Origin of the sequence: Cardinium endosymbiont of Culicoides punctatus (genome assembly GCF_004354815.1) — a bacterium.
GTDB lineage: Bacteria > Bacteroidota > Bacteroidia > Cytophagales > Amoebophilaceae > Cardinium.
Genome location: NZ_QWJI01000007.1, coordinates 26,031 through 48,154 on the forward strand (window position 1 = coordinate 26,031; position 22,124 = coordinate 48,154).

Annotated in this window: 14 protein-coding genes; 7 read left to right on the forward strand and 7 right to left on the reverse strand. The window is 33.3% G+C overall.

The window, feature by feature from the left end; genetic code table 11:
* Window positions 1-276: 276 nt before the first annotated feature.
* Window positions 277-1,209 carry an Rpn family recombination-promoting nuclease/putative transposase gene (locus tag CCPUN_RS01930; protein ID WP_133281899.1) on the reverse strand — a complete coding sequence of 311 codons (933 nt, stop codon included), beginning with the start codon at window positions 1,207-1,209 and terminating at the stop codon, window positions 277-279.
* 522 nt (window positions 1,210-1,731) lie between these two features.
* Here CCPUN_RS01930 and yidC point away from each other — a divergent pair.
* The gene (gene yidC / locus CCPUN_RS01935; protein ID WP_133281900.1) at window positions 1,732-3,498 is read left to right on the forward strand and encodes a membrane protein insertase YidC; all 1,767 of its coding nucleotides are present in this window, start codon (window positions 1,732-1,734) and stop codon (window positions 3,496-3,498) included.
* A 122-nt stretch (window positions 3,499-3,620) separates the two neighbouring features.
* The gene (locus CCPUN_RS01940; RefSeq protein ID WP_133281901.1) at window positions 3,621-5,123 is read left to right on the forward strand and encodes a lipopolysaccharide biosynthesis protein; all 1,503 of its coding nucleotides are present in this window, start codon (window positions 3,621-3,623) and stop codon (window positions 5,121-5,123) included.
* A gap of 6 nt (window positions 5,124-5,129) precedes the next feature.
* On the opposite strand, the gene gatB is transcribed toward CCPUN_RS01940, so the two are convergent.
* Both gatB and CCPUN_RS01950 read right to left on the reverse strand, forming a co-directional pair.
* Window positions 5,130-6,587: an Asp-tRNA(Asn)/Glu-tRNA(Gln) amidotransferase subunit GatB gene (gatB, locus tag CCPUN_RS01945; RefSeq protein WP_133281902.1), complete on the reverse strand. Its 1,458-nt coding sequence runs from the start codon at window positions 6,585-6,587 to the stop codon at window positions 5,130-5,132.
* 28 nt (window positions 6,588-6,615) lie between these two features.
* Window positions 6,616-7,833, reverse strand: a complete 1,218-nt coding sequence (locus CCPUN_RS01950) for a trans-sulfuration enzyme family protein (RefSeq protein ID WP_133281903.1) — start codon at window positions 7,831-7,833, stop codon at window positions 6,616-6,618.
* 203 nt (window positions 7,834-8,036) lie between these two features.
* Here CCPUN_RS01950 and yihA point away from each other — a divergent pair, with 203 nt between their 5' ends.
* Together yihA and CCPUN_RS01960 are read left to right on the forward strand one after the other, a co-directional pair.
* Window positions 8,037-8,642 carry a ribosome biogenesis GTP-binding protein YihA/YsxC gene (gene yihA, locus CCPUN_RS01955; protein ID WP_133281904.1) on the forward strand — a complete coding sequence of 202 codons (606 nt, stop codon included), beginning with the start codon at window positions 8,037-8,039 and terminating at the stop codon, window positions 8,640-8,642.
* 311 nt (window positions 8,643-8,953) lie between these two features.
* Window positions 8,954-10,105: an Rpn family recombination-promoting nuclease/putative transposase gene (locus CCPUN_RS01960; RefSeq protein WP_133281905.1), complete on the forward strand. Its 1,152-nt coding sequence runs from the start codon at window positions 8,954-8,956 to the stop codon at window positions 10,103-10,105.
* Between the two features lie 23 nt (window positions 10,106-10,128).
* On the opposite strand, the gene CCPUN_RS01965 is transcribed toward CCPUN_RS01960, so the two are convergent.
* Entirely contained in the window at window positions 10,129-11,184 is a 1,056-nt protein-coding gene (locus tag CCPUN_RS01965) for an Mrp/NBP35 family ATP-binding protein (protein ID WP_133281906.1), read from the reverse strand.
* Window positions 11,185-11,195: 11 nt separating this feature from the next.
* On the reverse strand, window positions 11,196-13,220 hold the full coding sequence (uvrB, locus tag CCPUN_RS01970) for an excinuclease ABC subunit UvrB (protein WP_275541299.1): 2,025 nt from the start codon (window positions 13,218-13,220) through the stop codon (window positions 11,196-11,198).
* A 273-nt stretch (window positions 13,221-13,493) separates the two neighbouring features.
* On the opposite strand from uvrB, the gene CCPUN_RS01975 reads away from it, so the two are divergent.
* On the forward strand, window positions 13,494-14,480 hold the full coding sequence (locus CCPUN_RS01975; protein ID WP_133281908.1) for a PD-(D/E)XK nuclease family transposase: 987 nt from the start codon (window positions 13,494-13,496) through the stop codon (window positions 14,478-14,480).
* Between the two features lie 280 nt (window positions 14,481-14,760).
* Here the strand turns inward: CCPUN_RS01975 and CCPUN_RS01980 are convergent, their stop codons facing one another.
* Window positions 14,761-17,172 (reverse strand): ankyrin repeat domain-containing protein, encoded by a 2,412-nt coding sequence (locus tag CCPUN_RS01980; RefSeq protein WP_133281909.1) that lies wholly within the window; start codon window positions 17,170-17,172, stop codon window positions 14,761-14,763.
* A 505-nt stretch (window positions 17,173-17,677) separates the two neighbouring features.
* Here CCPUN_RS01980 and tsaD point away from each other — a divergent pair.
* Window positions 17,678-18,694: a tRNA (adenosine(37)-N6)-threonylcarbamoyltransferase complex transferase subunit TsaD gene (gene tsaD, locus CCPUN_RS01985; RefSeq protein WP_133281910.1), complete on the forward strand. Its 1,017-nt coding sequence runs from the start codon at window positions 17,678-17,680 to the stop codon at window positions 18,692-18,694.
* A gap of 63 nt (window positions 18,695-18,757) precedes the next feature.
* On the opposite strand, the gene CCPUN_RS01990 is transcribed toward tsaD, so the two are convergent.
* Window positions 18,758-20,479: an ankyrin repeat domain-containing protein gene (locus CCPUN_RS01990; protein WP_133281911.1), complete on the reverse strand. Its 1,722-nt coding sequence runs from the start codon at window positions 20,477-20,479 to the stop codon at window positions 18,758-18,760.
* Between the two features lie 696 nt (window positions 20,480-21,175).
* On the opposite strand from CCPUN_RS01990, the gene CCPUN_RS01995 reads away from it, so the two are divergent.
* Window positions 21,176-21,697, forward strand: coding sequence for a hypothetical protein (locus CCPUN_RS01995; protein ID WP_133281912.1), 522 nt, complete (start codon window positions 21,176-21,178; stop codon window positions 21,695-21,697).
* The last annotated feature ends 427 nt before the right edge of the window (window positions 21,698-22,124 follow it).

Genomic DNA, 22,124 nt, shown 5'->3' on the forward strand with positions numbered 1-22,124 from the left:
AAACTAGATTTTATATTTTTGTTTTGATAATGAATATTGTATTGATTTTTTTTGCATAAATAATTCTGTTTTTTGTCTTTGTTAAAGCCATTATTTACTACATCTATGTTAGTGAGGCATTCAGAATAGCTTTCTGTAATGTGTTTGCTTAAAAAAATTAACCACTTTTTATTAAACGACGTAAAATACACTCAAGATCAAATACTTATTCCATCATATATTTGTACCACCACCTTTTATTTAAAAAACACAATCTTTTCAAAAGCCTCAAAATATTTATACTTTATCTGTAGACAGGTTTTTAATTTTTCGTTCTGTAAGACCAGTAATGCGAGAAATTTTGACTATATCAAATCCTTCTGCTAGCATTTCTTTAGCTATTTTGTATTTTTCTTCCTGTCTTCCTTTCTTTAATCCAAATTGCTCACCTTCTTGCCTTCCTTGTTGTATTAATCTTGTTGCTGCTGTCATAACTAGTTCTTTAGTTTCTGGGTTGATAGATTTTAATTTTTCTAAGATATCCTCATCTTCATCTATAGCTAAGATATATAAAAATGTGTTTTCATAATATTGCGTATCATATAGATCAATACGTGATAATAAATATTTCAAAGACTCATTGAATTTTAGTAGCATACTAAAATTCTTGCTCTTGCCATATTTAAGAATCAATTCACCTAATGCTGCCCTACGCTGTTTAACTAATTCATTATCAGATGTATATGTTAAATCGACAAGTTGAAAATCACCAAATGTATAAGCTTTAGCTAACTCTGGTACTTTAAACATAGACAGAAGACTCCTCTTCCCCGTATAAGCCTCTTTACCATTGTATACACATATATTCAGTACTAACGGTAAATCATCTGAATCCTTATTTTCATGTAAATGCTGTCTGAATAGTTTTAAGTTATACTCCATGAAACGTAGTGGCATGTATTTGTCTGTTTTTGCCTGATGCTCAACGATCATGTATATGTATCCATCTTGATTATCCATGGTTGCTTGAAACACTAAATCACTTTCTCCACGCGTACCTACTGGGTTAACAAAGCTTTTGTTAGTCAATCGTAAAGTTGACTTATCTACCTTACTAAAAACCTCTGCTGGTAGATTGTGCTCCAAAAAGTCTAGCATAACATCTGTTCTACCAAAAATACTTTTAAAATACATGTCATGAGGATGCACAATTTTATTTTCATTACTCATAATAAAATATCATATGATTATGTAATTGGAAAACCAGTCATTGATTAGACAACTGGAAAGAAAATATTTCTAATGTTTATGTTGTATTCTTAACCTTATGCTTAAAAAATTTAGTAGGTTTGTACCTTACGTTTCCTATTAGATGATAATATGATTGAATTTACTTCATTTATATCATTTTTATTTAAGGCTTTTGTAATATCCCTTAATTCTTTTCTAGAAGTGATATGATTTTCTTTTAATTTATTTCCAAAAAATAGAATTCTCCTACTGATTTATCTAAATCCAATACTAGATCTAGAGTACGAATCCAATACGGGAGGTTACGTACTTTATTTAAATTGTAATACAGGTTAAATATTTACATCAGGCATTTTGTTAATGCATTTCATAACAACATTATTGCTAATAATGACTATATTAGTAAATATTTTTTTATTATAAGCAAAAAAAGGGAAATGAGCATTTTACTCATGAACTCGTTTTACTAATACTATTTTTTTACTTAAATATTTTTTTCTTATGGATAAAAATAAATTTATTCGATTGTCTTTGATTTCAATTACTTTATTAAGTTATTTTTACATATTTAATAAGCCTAAAAATGAAAACCAACCTCCTATTATTCCTATTGTAGAAGCTACTATGCCTTTGTCTTCAGTTGGTGAAACCGATGCTTTGATTGCTACTCCGTTTGCAATGGCTTTAAAAGGAGAAGAGAAAATTGTTGTGGTTGAAAATGAATTAATTAAGGTGTTTTTGAGTACAAAAGGAGGGGGGATAAAAAAAGTTGTGCTAAAAAAATATAAAGATAATCATGATCAGGAACTGGTGCTATTAGATGAGTTAAGCAGTACTATGGGATTTTCATTTCCATGTGGTAATGCAGTTATAAAAACAAATTTATTGCATTTTCATATAGAAGGTCCTGTTACGCATTACACACTTCAAGGCACAGAACAGACCAAAATAATTTTTCGTTTAGAACTTACCCCAAGCCAATATCTTGAGCAATCATTTGAATTTTTAGGAAATAGCTATCAAATAAATCATTCTTGGAAAGCTGTAGGCATGGATGCATTTTTGCAAAAATCTAATGTCTCTTTTTTTTGGAATATGGATATGAAGCAGGTAGAGTCTGATATTAAAGCTGACATGTCTAAAAGTACTATCAACTATTATTCTTCCAGTCAGACTTTTAATAGTTTAAAAGAAAACTCAACAGAAATTGAGAGCAAGAAAATTGAAACACCACTTAAATGGGTAAGTCTTAAACAACGCTTTTTTTCTTCTGCAATCATTGCTGGAGATGCTTTTTCTAACGGGGATATGCGTCTTACTCCAACTTCTGCTAGAGAAAATATTACTAAAACAGCTGCCCTTACCCTTGCATTATCTGAAAAAAATAAAGAAGAAGGATGTGGTACATTTGCTTTTTTCTTTGGGCCAAATGAATATAAAACACTTCAAAAAGTGACCCAAGGGTTTGAACAAAATATGTCATTAGGATGGATAGTTGTTAAGTGGGTCAACCAAGGATTGATTATTCCCCTTTTTTCTTTTTTAGAAAAATGTTTTTCTAATTATGGGCTTGTTATATTCTTCTTGGTCATTATAATCAAATTACTACTAGCCCCATTATCTTATAAGTCCTTTGTTTCTATGGCTAAAATGAAAATGGTAAAACCAGAGTTGGATAAAATAAAAGAAAAATATGGTAATAACTTACAGAAAATGCAATCGGAACAAATAACCTTATATAGGGAATTAGGTATCAATCCTTTAAGTGGTTGTGTGCCGATTTTGCTACAGATGCCGATTTTGCTAGCCATGTTTCATTTTTTTCCCAATGCCATTTCGTTACGCAAAGCATCCTTTTTGTGGGCACATGACTTATCAACTTATGACAGTATTATTAAACTGCCCTTCACTATCCCAGTATATGGAAGTCATATAAGCTTGTTTACATTACTTATGGTGCTTTCAACCATTCTGTATTCTTGGTCTAGCAATCAGAATAATCCTACGGAAGGACCCATGAAAATGTTATCCTATGCTATGCCTGTTGCATTTATGGTTGTACTTAATTCCTTTCCAGCGGGACTAAGTTTTTATTATTTTGTTTCTAACATTGCTACTTTTTTACAACAAACATTAATAAAGAAGTTTCTTAGTGAAGAAGGCATTAAAGAAAAACTAGATGCTACAAAAAAGAAAGGTAAACAAAATGAAAAAATTTCATTTCAATCTAGGGTTACTACTAAAACAACCAATAAAAAAAAGAAATAACGATTTTAGCAGTGGTTAAAGACCGAAATAGCTTGAGGCCAATGTATCATCATATAATTAGACCACTATCTTATATTTAATATTGAGTACGTATGCATCTTTAAACTTAGATATTTCTATAAATGCACAATGCTGTTAAGAATCTTGCTAAAGAAACCATTATTTATACCATTAGTGATATTGTAGTAAGAGGCTGCTCTTATATAGTCTTATTATTACAAACAGGCATACTGACTCCTGGTGAATATGGTATCATTACCGAATTTTATGGGAGTTATATTGCTTTTGGTAGCATAGTTTACCTATTTTCTATGGATATAGCCTACTTTAGGTTTTTACATAAATTAGGTAAGGAATGTACTTTTAATACAATTTTAACTGTATTGCTGATTACAACTGCGGTCTGTTCTATAATATTAGTCCTATGCATACCAGTAATTGCAAAAATAACCAATCATATATCCCATGTGCGTTATTTTTACTATGTAGTTGCGATACTTATTTTAGATACTTTCATAACTATCTTTTATGCTGTGCTACGTGCAGAGCAAAAACCCATTAAGTTTACTATTGCTAAATCTTTACAAGCTATAATTAATATTATTTTCTCTTGTATCTTGCTCTATGTTCCTTCTTCTATAGGGTTTATAAAACATCTGCTTTTCAAATATTGTGGTATAACTGTGTATATGAATGCCTTAGATGCTATTTTTATAACCAACTTATTGTCGAATGTAAGTGCATTGGCTATTTTATTTCCCCAATATAAAAGTTTTCGGTTTTCCTATAACAAAAAGGTATACTCAGCCATATTGGGCTATGCTTTGGCTTCTTTTTTTACTACACTCTTCCTTAGACTTAACGATATATTACCTATAACACTCTTTCGACAATTAATACCAACTGATTTTTATGAAACGTATACCAAAGAAGAAATATTAGGCAATTTAGGCACCTCTTATAAACTTACTTTACTTATAAGATTAGGGATTCAAGCATTTAAATATGCAGCTGAGCCGTTTTTCTTCTCTAATTCAGATAAAAAAGATGCTAAAAAACTTTATGGACAAACCATGCATCTTTTTATATTGATATCTTGCGTTGCGCTATTGCTTTTTAGTTTAAATATAGATTGGATTGCTAAAATCCTTATACCTAAGGCATATTATCGTAATACGGTTGATATCGTTCCATATCTAGCATTTGTACATATTCTTTTAGGCGTTTATTATAACTTTAGTATCGCATTTAAGTTGAGTAATAAGCCACAATACAGCACTTGGATAAGTGCACTGGGGTGTCTCATAGTCTTAGCAACATCATGGCTACTTATGCCCATATTAGGCCATTGGGGAGGAACATATGCTTCCATAGTTGGAACGGCTGCTATGACATTGCTTGGCTACTTTATCAGCAAAAAGCTTTATCCCATACCATATTATAAGCATGGATTTTTGGTCTTGCTGATAACATTTTATCTGTTAGACAAGGTTGCAGCATGGCCTTTTAAACTTACCTTTTTAGATTTAGGATGGGCTTACGTGTTACTTAACATACTTATTATTGCTATTTTTTATGCAATAGCCATGTTTTCATACAAATATGTTCATTCATTTCGTAAATAAAGCCTTTTAGTCCTCTAATGCTTCTTGTAATAGTTTGCTTGTAAGTTGTGCATTTGCCCTTCCTTGGCTTTTTTTCATAATTTCTCCCATAAACATACCTAAGATTCCTGATTTCCCATTTTTATACGCCATGACTTTATCAGGATAAGCTGCCAGCACTTCTGTAATTAAAGTCTTCAAATTAGATTCGTTGCTATCTTGTATAAGATTTAACCTTTTTGCAATTGCTAGGGGTAGTTCTTTTGGTTGTTGCAATAATATTGGAAAAATCTGTGTTGCAGCAATGGAAAAGCTAACAGCACCACTTTCTACTAGTTCTGCTAGCAAAACAATGTGGTTCACTGTAAGAGGTATTTCCGATAAAGTTACCGATAATTCATTAAGATACCCTTTAACTGGTCCAAGCAGCCAATTAGCAGCAGATGTATAGTATGCAGTCTGTTGGCATATTTCATCAAAAAACAAGGCAAACGCTTTCCCTTCTGTAAGTACAGAAGCTGCATAGTTAGAAAGACCATATAAGGACATAAATTTCTTTAATAATGCATTCGGTAAGGGAGGCATTGTTGCCTTTATATCGTTTATCCACGCTTCTGTCACCAGAACGGGTGGGATATCTGGTTCTGGAAAATAGCGATAATCGGCAGCCATCTCTTTTGCACGCAGGCTAAATGTTTCGCTAGAAGCAGATTCAAAACTTCTTGTTTCTGATATAATAGGTTCTCCTGATTCTAGTAGTGCAATTTGTCTTTCTATTTCATGTTCTATAGCAAGCTGGACATTGCGCATAGAGTTCATATTTTTAATTTCAACTCTAGTACCAAACAACATTGAGCCTTTCTCCATGATGGAAACATTAGCATCACAACGTAGTGAGGCTTCTTCCATATTGCCATCGCATATCTCTAAATACCGGACTAGTTTACGGATTTCAGATAAAAATAAATAAGCTTCTTCGCCTGTTGTAAGTTCTGGAGTGGTCACTAGTTCTATCAATGGGATACCAGCTCTGTTATAATCTAATAACGTGACATCTTCCATGATACCATGTAGGGATTTTCCTGTATCCTCTTCTAAATGCATGCGTATAAGTGGAATATGCTTTTGCTCACCCTCTTTAGGGTAAATCGTTACAAAACCACCACGGCAGATGGGTGTTGCCTCTTGTGTAATTTGAAATCCTTTGGGTAAGTCGGGATAGAAATAACTTTTTCTTGAGAAAAAATTCAATTCTGTAATATCTGATTCACAGGCTAGTCCAAGCTTTATAGCATAGTCGAATGCTTTTTTATTCACTTTAGGTAATGTTCCAGGACAGGCCAATGTAATAGGACTAATATTTGTATTAGGGAGCGCACCATATTCCGTTTTATCAGAAGCAAATATTTTGCTATCGGTGAGTAACTGAATATGGACTTCTAATCCAATAACTGCCTGATATTTTTCTTTTATGATGCCATCCATATGTTTTAATTTATATTTATTCTCCGTTTTATAACGCAGCAAGCGTTTTATCAAGTGCATAAATGAGGTCTTTTGGATCTTCAATTCCACACGATACACGTATAAAACCCTCACTTATGCCAATACCTTGACGTTGTTCTTTACTCATATTGCCATTAGACATAACAGCAGGACAAGAAATCAAACTTTCTACAGCTCCTAAATTGGCACCAAAACTCCATGGACGATGTAGACTTTTTATAAATTGCTTTCTTGCCTTAGCTCCTCCTTTTAGTACAAAGTATAACATACCACCATGTAGCCCATGTTGATGCTGCCTATCTGCAAGTTCTTTTTGTGGAAAAGAAGCCAACCCAGGATAACCTACTTCGAGTATTTTAGAATGTCCTTCTAAGAATGTTGCAATTTTTTGTGCGTTGTTGGACTGCTCTCGAACGCGTAAATGCATGGTTTTAGTCGATTGTAGCGTAAAAAAAGCGATCATAGGACTCATAATACTTCCATGTCTATTCCTATAAGCAAAGATCGGGTTGCAATCTTCAATAGATGCACAGGCCACTGCTCCACCAATGGTCATATTATGTCCATCATAATACTTAGTTGTAGATTGAATGATAATATCTACACCAAACTCTAGTGGGCAAATAACAATAGGCGATGCCATGGTACTATCGCAAACGTGTTTGATGCCAAATTTTTTGGCTAACATACTAACAGCAGCCAAGTCTGTTAAGTACAGTGTAGGATTCGTTGGGTATTCAGAAAAAATTAATTTAGTATTGGGCTGTATGGCAGCTTCTACTTCCAATAGACTTCTAAAGTCTACAAAAGAAAATGTTACTCCAAGTTTACCTAAAAGCTCATATGCAACTTCTTGTGTAGTACCATAGCAGGCCTTGGAGAGGATACAATGGTCACCTTGATGTAAAAAAGTCGACATGGTAGTGACAATGGCAGCCATACCAGACCCAAAACAATAGGCCTCTGCCGCTTTTTCTAAAATAGCAATTTTCTTTTCTAAGACTGCAACGGTAGGATTTCTGGAGCCAGAATAGGAATGACCACTTGATAAATAGGTCTCCACAGAATCTTGTACAAATACTGAAGACTGAAAAATAGGGGTAAGAATAGCACCTGTACATGGTTCTGGACTAATACCAGCATGCACTAATTCTGTTGCCATGTGAAGGTGATCACTGGCCCATATACGCTCATCAGAAGTAAAAAATGATGGTTGATTTGACATGACGATACATTAATAAACAAAAAACAAACACATGCCAAGTAAAGACTGGTAGAAGCTTAATTGCAAATTTAATGTATATATGTGAAAAGAAGTACTCGTTTCAGAATAAAAATAACGACTTCTACATTTTAAAAACCGTATCTTCATATACTATTTACGTATACAGTATTCTTTATTAAACATATTAAGCAATATTTCTTATTATGAAGATTTCTTCTGCTGCTTTTATCTCTAGTAATGCGCATTATAAAAAATGCCCAAATGATCTTAGGCCAGAAGTGGCCTTTATTGGTCGTTCTAATGTAGGGAAATCTTCTCTCATTAATGCATTGTTGCAGCGAAAGCAGTTAGCTAAAGTGTCCAAAACCCCTGGAAAAACACAACTTATAAACCATTTTTTAGTCAATGATCGTATTTATTTTGTAGATCTTCCAGGGTATGGATGGGCACAAGTGGCCTATGCGACCAAAATAAAGTGGGAAAAAATGATACGAGCATATCTCCTACATAGGGAAAATATGGTTGCTGTATTTTTGTTAATAGATTCAAAGATTGCTCCCCAAGAAATAGATCTTGCTTTTATGCGTTGGCTAGGGGAAAATCGCATTCCTTTTGCTATTATTCTTACGAAGGCAGATAAAAAATATAAAACCTTAACCCAGAAAAATTATACAGCCCTTATCCACATCCTAGAAGAGGAGTGGAAACCTATTCCATCTATATTTTTTGTTTCCTCTCATGATAGATCTGGTATACAGAATATATTATCTTATATGGAGAAAATTACTTCTAACCCATGCAAAGGATAATTTGTATTAGTTAAGATTTAATTTGACACTTTTAGATAAAAATATGGGCTTATCAGTGTAAGCAGATATTCAAGACTGTATTTTTCTTTTCCAATAGACATACTGGTCCTAACAATCTAAATTTTTTTGTACTTTTGTAAAGTAACTAAATATATATATTCTGATCTGTCTTCATGGGAGATAGTGATACACCTGTTACAGGTATCATTGGTGTAGCCTTCTCTATTATTGCCTACATAGCTCATTAAGACATATCCGGGCAGTAATTGTTTAATTATAAGTTATTACAATTTTTTTATAAAAAAACCATTATGATCAAGAAATATTTAATAGTGTGTGTGTCTATAGTGTGGATGATTTCACAATCTTGTAGTACACACAGACACAAAAATTACATGGATAATCAACCATCTAGTACTATAACGACTCGTAGCGGTCGTAGTTATAGAAATTCAACCAGTAGCAATGAACCACCAATTCGTCACAGATATGCAAGGCCTACTAATGATTGGTGCTTTAAACATATTTTTGGAAAGGTATTGTCAGAAGATAAAAATCAAAATGAATTTACAAGAGATTTACTTAATTCTTTACTAAGAAGATCAGGTGATAATGAAATTAAAGAAGTATATTTTGTTGACCCAAATTTACAATCAGAATCAGAAGAAGACCATTTATATATAACTGATGTTCATTGTGTTGATTATAGCGGCAGGAAATTCATTATAGAGATGCAATTATGTCATCACCGTGGCTGGAAAAAACGGATACAGGCTTATATCGGTCGTGATTATAGTGGTCAATTATTTAAAGGCAAGAAATATTATGACTTAGTTCCTGTTTATTTACTTGCTATCACAGAATTTAATATGTTTAAAGACCATCAAAGATTTATTTCCTATCATGCATATAGAGACGAAGAAAATAATAAAAATTATTTCAAAGGTACAGAGATTATAGTTTTAGAATTACCTAAATTTAATAAGGCTATCAGTGAAATAACTGATCAAAAAGATCGTTGGGCTTTTCTTTTGAAGAATGCTCAATCCATATCTAATATGTCAGAAGAAGAGAAAGCGCCGCTTATCTCTAATCCTATAATTCAACGTGCATGTCAGCAAATAGATCAATTAAATTGGAGTGAAGAAGACATAAGGCAATATCAACATGCTGAAGATAACCGACAAGTAGCATTAGCTTCTTTAGAAAAAGCACATAATAAAGGTAGAGAGGAAGAAAGAACAAAGAATATTCAGAAAAATAATGAAAGGAAAAGAAAAATAATTAAAAGAGAAGTTGAAAAAGGGTTGAATAAGAACAAACATATTGATGATATCAAGAAAAAAGCAAAATCAGTAATCAATAGTTTATTTAGCGACTGTTCTGATATAGATGATAATATGATAGATGAAGAATTTGATAAACAAAGTAAAAAACTTCGTACAGAACAACCAGAAGAATAAATCCGAGTCTTTTCGAAAGCCTCTCAGGAGGCTGCATTCTGTATAGCAATTTGTTGGGCCACCATTTGCGCAATATCACCAAATGGTTCAATGATTTCATCCCCCATGATTCCTAAATCACCTTGTGTACAAATGGCAGGAAGCAATGGAACCTGTCCGAGAAATGATATGCCCTCTTTTTCTGCCAATGTTTTTCCTCCTTCCTTACCAAAAATATAATGAGGCATATGCATGGCTTCTTTTTCTATGGAAAAGTAGGACATATTTTCTATCAAGCCCAATATGGGCACCTTAATCTGTTCTTTCCTAAACATATCTATAGCTTTTATGGCATCTATTAGCGCTACCTTTTGCGGTGTAGTAACTATGATAACACCTGTTACTGATACAGTTTGCACCATGGTAAGATGAATATCACTCGTTCCAGGAGGAAGATCAATGAATAAATAGTCTAACTGTCCCCAATCTGAATCTTGTATTAACTGCTTGAAAGCAGCACTAGCCATAGGTCCACGCCATATAATGGCTTCTTTGCTATGGCTTAAAAAGCCTATAGAAAGCAGTTTTACACCATATTTACTTATAGGAAGTATATATTTTTTTCCTTTATTTTCAATTATAGTTGGTTTTTGTGTATCACATCCCCACATGGTAGGAATAGATGGCCCAAATATATCGGCATCTAAAAGACCTACACGTGCACCATGCTGAGATAACGCTAGGGCCAAATGGGTGGCTATCGTAGATTTTCCCACACCTCCTTTTCCAGAAGCAATGGCAATAACATTGCTCACCTCAGGAAGTACCGTTGTTTTAGAACGACTTGATGTTACCTTTGCAGTTGTTTCAATAATAACTTCGAAGTCACTGGATACCTGATTATGGATTGCTTGTATACATGCTTGCTTGAGTACTTCTTTCAGGGGGCATGCTGGTGTAGTAAGTATTATAGTAAAAGAAATTAGGGTATCACCGACAACCAGATTTTTAATCATGCCTAATGCTATCAGGTCTTTTTTTAAATCCGGGTCATATACTGTGCTTAGCGCTTGTTCTACCTTCTTTGCTACATTTTGCATAGGGAATACCTTTAATATTTTTTACGCTTTCTTAGTGTAGCTATCATTTCTTTGAGTTTATCGGCTTCTAAAAATTGCAATGCTTCTGCAGCCTGATACATCTTATGTTCTAATAGTTCTATTTGCTCTTGAACCGTTTTAGCATCCCCATAGCTAGCACCAGATTCTGCAGCTATAATAGATGCAACATTTTCCTGTTGACTGTATTCTTGAGCATTAGACGTGCTTTCTTGTGATATTGCGGTATACAAGCCCATATCCATTTGTCTTTTTTGTACGGAACTGGGTATAATTCCCTTAATACGATTATATTCCATCTGTAAGTCGCGTCTACGTTGTGTTTCCGTAATGGCCTGCTCCATAGACGCAGTAATTCTATCTGCATACATGATGACACGTCCTTGCTCATGACGTGCTACCCTTCCTATTGTTTGAATAAGTGAACGGGCATTTCTTAAAAAACCCTCTTTGTCTGCATCTAGGATAATCATTAGAGAAGCTTGCGGCAGGTCTAAACCTTCTCTCAATAGATTTACACCTACTAGTACATCAAAATCGCCATTACGAAAGTCATTTAATATAGTAACCCGATCTAAAGTTTTTACTTCCGAATGAACATATCTACAACGAATATTTGCATAAACCAAATAATCTGTCAGCTCCTCCGCCATACGCTTGGTAAGCGTAGTAATTAATACGCGATCTTTTTGTTTAATTACATTTTTAATTTCTTCCAAGATATTTTGTATTTGATTCATACTTGGCCGAACCTCTATTTGAGGGTCTACCAATCCCGTTGGACGTATGATCTGCTCTACTACCATTCCTTCAGAAACTGTCAACTCATATTCCGCAGGAGTAGCACTAACAAAAACAATTTGATGGATTAGTTTTTCAAATTCGTTAAAATTTAAAGGCCGGTTATCTATAGCAGATGGCAGTCGAAAACCATAGGTTACTAAATTTGTTTTTCGAGCCCTATCGCCACCAAACATCGCTCTAAATTGGGGAACTGTAACATGGCTTTCATCCATAACCATTAAGTAGTCCTCGGGAAAATAGTCTAATAAACAAAAAGGGCGTTCTCCTGCTTGCCTACCATCTATGTACCTCGAATAATTTTCAATACCAGAACAGTATCCCAATTCTCGAAGCATTTCTAAATCTAATTCGGTTCTTTCTTGAAGTCGTTTTGCTTCTTCAAATTTACATTGGTCTCTAAGAAAATCAACTTGTGCACGAAGGTCTAGCTGAATTTGCTCTATAGCTCTGTGTAATACATCTTTACTGGTTACAAATAAACTAGCAGGGAAAATAAATGCTTCCTGGATCTCTTTAATTTTCTTTCCAGACGAAGGATCTATAATATGGATAGATTCTAAATCGTTTCCCCAAAAAACAAAACGGTAAGCATAATCCCCATAGGCAACAAATAGATCAATCGTATCTCCCTTGACTCGAAAATTACCACGCGTAAATTCCGTATCATTGCGGCTGTAGAGCATATCTACAAGAATTCTTAAAAACTCATTACGTGACAATTGGCATCCGACTTTAAAGAGGTAGCTATTTTTTTTGAATTCTTCTGGTTTACCAACGCCATATATACAGGATACAGATGCTACTACAATGACATCTCTTCTATCACTCAGTAAAGCAGCAACAGCACTAAGACGCAACCGTTCTAATTCATCATTGATTGCCAGCTCCTTTTCTATATATGTGTTGGTAGTTGGTAAGTATACCTCTGGTTGATAGTAATCGTAATAAGATACAAAGTATTCAACCGCATTATTGGGAAAAAAGTAACGTAACTCCGTATATAACTGTGCAGCCAATGTTTTATTATGGCTGATAACCAATGTAGGCCTGTTGAGCTCCTTAATAACATTGGCTATGGTAAAAGTTTTACCAGATCCAGTAACACCCAAAAGGACTTGACTAGGAGCACCACACCGCATGTTCTGAACAAGCTCTGTAATAGCTTTGGGTTGGTCTCCTGCTGGTTGATAAGGCGATACAAGTTTGAACGACATCTGCAAAAAATAAGAATATCAACAAACATCATTCCTAAGTATGAGGAATAAAAATTAATATACCAAGTAGGGATGCTATCCCACACTATGTACAAAAAAGCATAGAACCATTCTATGATTTATTCATAGCATTGGTTTTTATAAAACCATTTTTACTCGATACCAAGTTACAAAAATCTTTTGTTATATTTAATAGTTAAAAATAGACTAATTTTGTTTTGTAATATATTAAACATGCAATCTTAGTATAACTATACATAATGTATAATGCTTATGAAAGAAATTATAAGTTTTGATTATGCCATCAAATACCTGCTTAAGGATAAAGGTGACTATGAAATAGTCGAGGGGTTTATTTCTGCTTTACTCGGTTCCCAAGGGTATAAACCCATTAAAATCAAGTCCCTGCTTGAAAGTGAAAGCAATAAAGAAAGTAAACTTTTAAAACGAAGTATTGCAGATGTTATTTTCGAAGATGAAGAAGGTAACAATTATATAGTAGAGATCGATCGTTCCTATACCAATTTATTTCTGTATAAGGCTTGTTTTAATACTTCAAGACTTATTGTGGATCATCTTGGGGCAAATCAAGATTATTTAAAAATCAAAAAAGTATTTCATATCAATCTATTATATTTCGCTTTTGAAGGCAATAAAGCACCTTTACATCATGGCAAAGTAATATTTCATAAAATAGATAAGGAGCATCCAGTGGATGTCCACTTAATGGACCAAGGCATGCGCACCTTTGATGCCTATGACGTTTTTCCTGAGTATTTTATCATCTCTATACCCTTGTTTGATGATGTTATCAAAGAAGAACTGGATGAATGGCTCTATGTAATGAAGCATTCTAAAGTAGAAGAAGACTTTAAATCTCCTTACATGCAAAAAGTGGCAGAACGGCTCAATGTCTTAAAGATGTCTCATGGAGAGCAGGAAATTTATAACACTTATATGCTCGCTTCTATGAAGGATCGTGACTATTTAGTCTCTGCAGAAACAAAAGGCAAAGAAGAAGGAGAGAAGATTGGTTTGGAGAAAGGAGAAAAACTTGGAATAGAAAAAGGAAAGAAACTTGGTTTAGAGAAAGGGAAGATAGAAGGGGAGAAGCTTGGTTTAGAGAAAAGGCGTTATGCTACTGCCTTAAAGATGCTACAGTTAAACATGGATATAGATACTATAGCAGATGTTACTACGCTTTCTAAAGAAGAAATTATATCTATTGTTAAAGAACAAAACTTAAGTAATCAGTCCTAAAATATTATAAAATAATTTGGTTTCCAATATCTTTTTTAAGATAAGACAAGTTCTTACTATGGTTTGTTCAAAAGATTTGTTGATCAAAGCCAGATACCTGCTGAGGAGTTTGCGTTTTTTGCACAATTGTTCGAGAACTGCTTGCTAGCAGAATTTTTCTCTTTACCTCTGTTCATGCTTAGCACCAAGTCTAAAATGCCCAATAAGACATTGTTAGATTAAGCATGAACAATCCATATTGGGGGGATTTTGGACGACTCTATTTTCGCATTTATCAACTCTAGGATCTGCTCAATAGTTCAATGATTTTTGCATAACCTTTTATTTGTGCCCAAATCAATGGTGTAAAACCATTCTTATTTGAAGCAATTCTATCAATACCAGGAACTGCTAGTAGTAATTCAACGACCTCTGCTTGACCACTAAAAGCTGCATTATATAAGGGGGTGTCTCCGAGATCATCCCTTGCATTAATCATAATGCTTGGATCTTCTATCAATAATGCAACTGTTTCTACATGACCACGGCTTGCTGCAAAATGTAATGAGGTCCATCCATCTTCATTTTTTGCATTGATATTAATCTTTTTGGATTTTATTAATAAGGCAACTGTCTCTACATAATTGTTTGCAGCTGCGCAATGTAGTGGAGTCCACCCATACTTATCTTGCGCATTAATCTTAATTACCGGAATGTTCATTAATAATGCAACTATTTCTACATGATTATTCTCAGCTGCATAATGAAGCGGAGTATATCTATCTTTATCTTGTTTGTGTAGGTTAATTTTCGAAAATGATAGCAATAGACGAGCTGCCTCTACATGGCTAAACATACATACATGGTGAAGGGGAGTAAGTCTTTTTTTATCTTCTTCATTGACATTGATACCATTGGCTATTAGCAATTTTTCAATTACTGCTACATGACCGTTTATAGCTGCTGCATGTAAAGGTGTGTATCCTCTTTTATCTTTTTCATTGACTTTGATTCCGGGGATTGATGATAATAACTCAACTACTTTTTCATGGCCATTATGGGCCGCTATATGCAAAGGAGTATAATGTTTGTTTTTATCTTTTTCATTGATCTTAACTTTCAGATCTGCTAGCAGCAATTTAACTATTTCTAGATAACCATTATCTGCTGCGATATGTAAAGGAGTATACCCCTTGTTATCTTTTTCATTGATTCCAATTTTTTTATTTGCTAATAACAATCTAACTATTTCTAGATAACCATTATCTACTGCAACATGTAGCGCAGTAGATCCCTTGTTATTTTTGGCATTGACCTTAATGTTAGGTGTTCCAAGAAATTTTCTCACTTCTTCTACATGTCCCTTTTCAGCTGCAATGTACAAAGGGGAAAGTTTATGTTTATCTTTTGCATGGATTTTTAATTTTGAGGCTTCTTTTAAGATGCTAACGCATTCATGATGTCTGTGTTTTCTTGCTAAATCAAGAGGGGTTTCTATATCTTTATTTATCACTTCTAGTTCCGTTCTAGGATCTTCCAGTAGAAGTTTAACTACTTCTATATGGCCATTATAGGCTGATAGATGTAGTGGAGTATCACGAATATCAGTTTTCGCATTGGCTATAATTTTTGTTGCAGTTAACAATAATTTAACTGTTTTTACGTGTCCATTGCGAGTTGCATAATGTAGTGGAGTATATCCAAATCTATCTTTTTCATTGACTTTAATTCTGGGGATTGATAACAATAGTTTAACGATTTCTATCGAACCATTAAAAGCTGCATGATGAAGTGGCGTAAATCCTTTTGCATTTTTTTCATTAATCTTAATGTTAGCGGCTGCTAGTAATGACATAACCACTTCTATATGACTTTTACAAACTGCAAAGTGGAGTGGTGTATATGCACCTATAATATCATTTTCGTTTACATTAGTTTTTGGATTTTCCAATAATACTTTAACTACCTCTACATGACCTTCAGAAGCTGCATAATGGAGAGGCACACCCCAACGTTTATCTTGTTCATTAATTTTAATTTTCGGATGAGCTAATAATAGCGTCACAATCTTTGCATGACCCTGAGCAGCTGCTTTATGCAGTGGCGTTAGTCCACTAATATCTTTATGATTTACATCAATTTTTGGATTTGTTAGTAATAGTTTAACAAGCTCTAGATGATTATTGTTAATGGCATAATGTAGAGGAGTAAGTCCAAGTTGATTTTTTTCATTGACATCAATTTCATGAGTATTCAGCAAGTTTTTAACCTCTTCTATACTATTTTTATCGATTGCAGCATGAAGGGGTGGGCTGGAGATTGTATTGGAAGAAGAGGAAGTATTATAATTTTTTCCGTAGCTCTCGAATTGAAATCGGGTAGCGAAGGAACTTTTCTTATTCTTATTATTCTTTCTATTCTGTTCCTCATTCAGTTTCGTCTTTGCATGCTCTAATCGTTCTTTCTCCCTATAGAGCCTGTAAACTAGTAGTTCTAACTCTAGCTGGTTGTTGATATCACCCCAGATAGCCGTCGTGGCCAAATCTGCTAGTCCAGCAGCAACTGGACGTGATACGTCGTTCTGAACGGAGTGTGAAACATTAATGAGCTCTTTTCCCTCAGTTCCTTTTTCTTGTATTAAAAAATCGTTTTCTGTGGCACTACTATATGATACAGAAAATACAAAGACAATAAAACCTAGTAATTTTTTCATGCAGCTAATGTGGGATTTATAATTTTGGATTACTTGTTCTATTTTAACTTTTTAGGTAGTTTTTAAAATTATTTGATATTGAAAATGCCTCATTTTTTGGCAAAAAACGGTTAATTGCTTAAAGCAAACTCGTTACAGGAAACCGTTTTGAATACTCCCCACCAATGCAAAGGTATTAAAAAAATGACTCCAGTACAAAACTATTTATGTCAAAAAAAACGAAATTACCATACTCATTACTGATATAAAAAATCATGGCTGATTTAAAAACTGAGCATTATATAATTTAACTGTCACCATATTGTTCTATTATAGAACATAGGACACCTGGAAGGTGCCATTTACATAGGTAATCTTTTGTATATTAGACAAGCTTGTTGCTTTTCAACTAAGCTTATAAAAGAATGTAAACACAATCATGGTATTACTTGCCCGTATAAATTAGGAGGCCTGATTGGGCAGCTTAAATACTATATAATTTTTAGACTACCACTGTATTTTTATTATGTTTTCATATAGAGATAACAGCGTTTTGAATATTCTTGGCATTGAATCGTCATGTGACGAAACAGCGGCCTCCGTAGTACAAGACGGAAATGTATTAAGCAATATTGTAGCCAGTCAGCTTATACATCAACAGTATGGCGGTGTGGTCCCAGAATTTGCAGCCAGGGCACATCAAACAAATATTGTTCCTACTGTAACTGCCGCACTTGCACAAGCAGGTATAGAAAAACATGCCTTACATGCTGTTGGTTTTACGCAAGGTCCTGGTCTATTAGGCCCTCTGCTCGTTGGTAGTTGTTTTGCAAAATCTTTGGCCTTTGCGCTTGGTATTCCGTTAATAGGTGTGCATCATATTCAAGCGCATGTGCTGGGAAACTTTATTGAAGATCCAAAACCCAGTTTCCCTTTTTTATGTTTAACAGTCAGTGGGGGGCATACCCAAATCTTATTGGTAAAAAATTATTTTTGTATGGAAGTTTTGGGAGAGACCCAAGATGATGCAGTAGGGGAAGCATTTGATAAAATTGCTAAGCTTATGGGATTTAGCTATCCAGGGGGTGCGTTGATAGATCAATATGCCAAGGGAGGAAATACTAAAGCCTTTTCTTTTTCAAAAGCCAATATGCCCAACTTTGATTTCTCTTTTAGCGGAATCAAAACAGCGTTCTCTCTTTTTATACAACAAAAACAAACCTCTTTTATAGAGGAAAATCGTGCCGATATTTGTGCAAGTATTCAAGCGTTGCTTGTTGATATGCTATTAGATAAGTTGGTTCAAGCTGCTCAAAAGACAGGTATACGTTCTATTGCATTGGCAGGAGGTGTTGCCGCAAATAGTCATTTACGACAGCAACTTCAAGCATTATCCGGACGGCATGGATGGACTATTTCCATTCCTTCTATGGTTTATTGTACAGATAATGCTGCTATGGTTGCCATTACAGCTTATTATAAATACCAGTTTGGACACTTTTCGGATCTATCTACAAGGTGTTTCCCTAGAATGGAACTGTAGAGGTGTTGGTTTCATCGAGTTACTTAACGTGTTCGCTCAGTGTTTATGTAACTGTACACAAAATTATTGTATTTGATTACCTTTTAATTGAAGCAATATCCTGATACGTTGATATTTTTTTTCGCTTAGTTTTTGTTTGTCTTTGGCAAAAGCATCTAAATTTATCAAGTCCAGAGGAGTCCTTCCAGATTGATCTGTTATATTTGGATTAGCTCCATGTTTTAATAATAGGGTAACCATGTTACAATCATTCTTATCAACGGCTATATGCAGAGGAGTTATTCTATTCTTATTTTGTATATTTGGATCAATTGTATTTTTATATTTTTTTAATAATCGCTTAGCTATCTTGACATTATTGTAAATAACCACATAATGCAGAAGCGTATTCCATTGATCATCTTTTACTGTATTTATTTCCTCTTTATTTATAACAGCCTTATATTTTATTAGCTCGTTGATGATATAGTCATTTCCATTTATAATTGCTTCTTCTAGAGGGGTATTTTTAGAATTGCTTGGTATATTTGGATTAGCTTTATGGTTTAACAATAGGGTAACCATGTTACAATCATTCTTATCAATGGCCACGTATAAAGGAGTTTGTCCAAGTAAATTTGTTACATTTGGATTGGCGTTGTGTTTTAATAATAACTCAACGATTTTAATATTCCCTTTATCAACAGCCATTTGCAGAAGCGTTTGTCCAAGTGAATTTGTTACATTTGGATCGGCGTTGTGTTTTAATAGTAACTCAACGATTTTAATATTCCCTTTATCAACAGCTATATGCAGAGACGTTTGTCCAAGTGAATTTGTTGCATTTGGATTGGCTCTTTTGTTCAACAATAGTTTAACGTTCTTATAAGAACACTTGTTCGTTGCTAAATGCAGAGGGGTTTGTTTAAAATGATCTGCAGTATTTGGGTAGACTGGATTTTTTAATTTTAATAGCAGCTCAATCATCTTATCATCTCCTTTGTCAACAGCTATATATAGAGGGGTTTGTCCAAACGAATTGGTTATACTTAGATCCGCTCCATTATTTAACAATATTTTAGCTATTTTTTCATCTCTTTTATTAATAGATATATGTAGAGGCGTTTGTCCAATTGAATTGGTTACATTTGGATTAGCGTTGTGTTTTAATAATAGATCAACGATGCCATCATCTCCTTTATCAACAGCTATCTGTAACAGAGTTTCTATAATTGAATTAGTGTTACCATTAGGCAAATTTTTTAACAATAATGTAACGATTTTAATATTTCCTTTATTAACAGCTATATGCAGCGGAGTTTGGTCAAATGCATCTTTAGCATTTTGATCAGCCTTGTTTTTTAGTAGTATCTCAACGATCTTATCGTCCCCTTTATTAACAGCTATATGCAGCGGAGTTTGTTTAGACTGATCTGCAGCATTTACATAGGCTCCTTTTTTTAGCAATAGCTTAACGATCTTATAATACCCTTTACTAACAGCTATATGTAAAGAAGTTTTTCTAGACGGATCTGCAAAATTTGGATTGGCTGCATTTAGTAATAAGTTTTTAACTTTTTTATAATTACCTTCTCTAATTGCGGAATGCAATGTGGTATTTATGTTATTGTTTTCTTCGGAAGAAGTAGAAAAGGTATTTATTTCATGTTCTTTTTCAGAATAAGTATAGATTTTAGCTTGTAATAAACTTCTTGTACAACTACTATGAGTACTATGTAGTAGTAGAACTATTGTGGTATAGTGAATAAATCTGATTTTTCTGAAAACAGAATGATAATGGTGCATATATAATACTCGAGTGTTTTTTTATAAAAAGTTGTTGATTGTTAGATATATATTCGTTAAGCCTAGTTCATAAAAAAATGTACTACCTAAATTTTACTGTATATTTTTATAGTGCATATAGATCAGCTATAAAAATAGCATCTTTTATGCGGCATATAGGAGGCCTGGGGAGTTATGATAAATAAAATAAAGTTTAAACAAACTTAAATATAAATAGATTACAATCAATGGATTGCGATTTTTATGCATAGAAAATAGTTACCTAGAATTAAGAACCCACAAATTCATTTTTAACAAAGATATGTAATTTTTTTATAAAAAATTAAACAATTGTACTAAAGGATTCCTGAATACATTGCGTAACATGTAAGTTGTGATTCAATAAATATTTTTGTTGATAAATAGAATTATTTTGCTGATTATCCATTTCGGATATATTATATTTATGGTAAAAAACAAGAATTGGATTATGTTATGTGTAAGCATCATACAAAACATATTATATGTATAAAATTATACATATGCTTTAAGAAAATGCGTAATATATAAGCAAAATTGTATTTTTTTATGTAATATTATATATTACATGTCATAAGGTGGGTTTAGTTATAGGTGGGATTTTGTAGTATTCTGGATATTTTTTTTCTTAAAATCCAATAGATTTATTTTTATAACAGATTTAAATATAGTTCATATATGGTTCAACACAATTTTTATTCTTTTTTGAAGCATGTTAGGGGTATTTTATGTGCCATAATAATTTTGGTACATGGTACTAGCTGTACAGGGCGTTTAGCAGATGTACAGGGCATGAAAGAAGATGATAATAATGATGCTTCTTCAATAGTAAGTGAAGAAGTCAGTTCAACGGATTTAGATTCAGGTTCAGATTCGGAATATGAAAGAGTCCGGTTTAAAGACAAACACATAGACGTCGCTGCAGAAACAGAATCACAATCACAAAAATGTATTATTTGTAATAAAAATTTCTGTCGTTCGAAAATTCTATTTTTGATCTCTATTCCTGTTGATTATAAGCTAAAAATGCTACATTGTAATAAGCATAAAGTGCATAATAAGTGTGCTGCTGTTTTTATGAACAAAAATACTAGTAATAATAACGAAAAAAAGCTCGTATGTCCAAAATGTAATTTTGATTATGCTCTTTCTCATCAAATCTATTATTTTTCAGGGAGCAGGATCTTGCCACTTTATTAGTTTCTTAGTGTGTGTTGAAAAAAAGGTAACTCCCCAGGCTCTTTTTTTATAAAAGGAATTGATTATTAAAATCAAATACATAAGAAAGTATGCTACCAAATTTTTTACTGTGTAATTTATAGTTCATTATAAATCAGCTATAAAAATTATACAAAACATATTATATGTATAAAATTATACATATGCTTTAAGAAAATGCGTAATATATAAGTAAAATTGTATTTTTTATGTAATATTATATATTACATGTCATAAGGTGGGTTTAGTTATAGGTAGGATTTTGTAGTATTCTGGATATTTTTTTCTTAAAATCCAATAGATTTATTTTTATCAGGACTTTCGCAAAGTATTGAATAATTGATATTTTTGTAGTTATAGTTACTAACTTCAAATTATTGTACTCAACGATGAAAGTTACTACGCAACT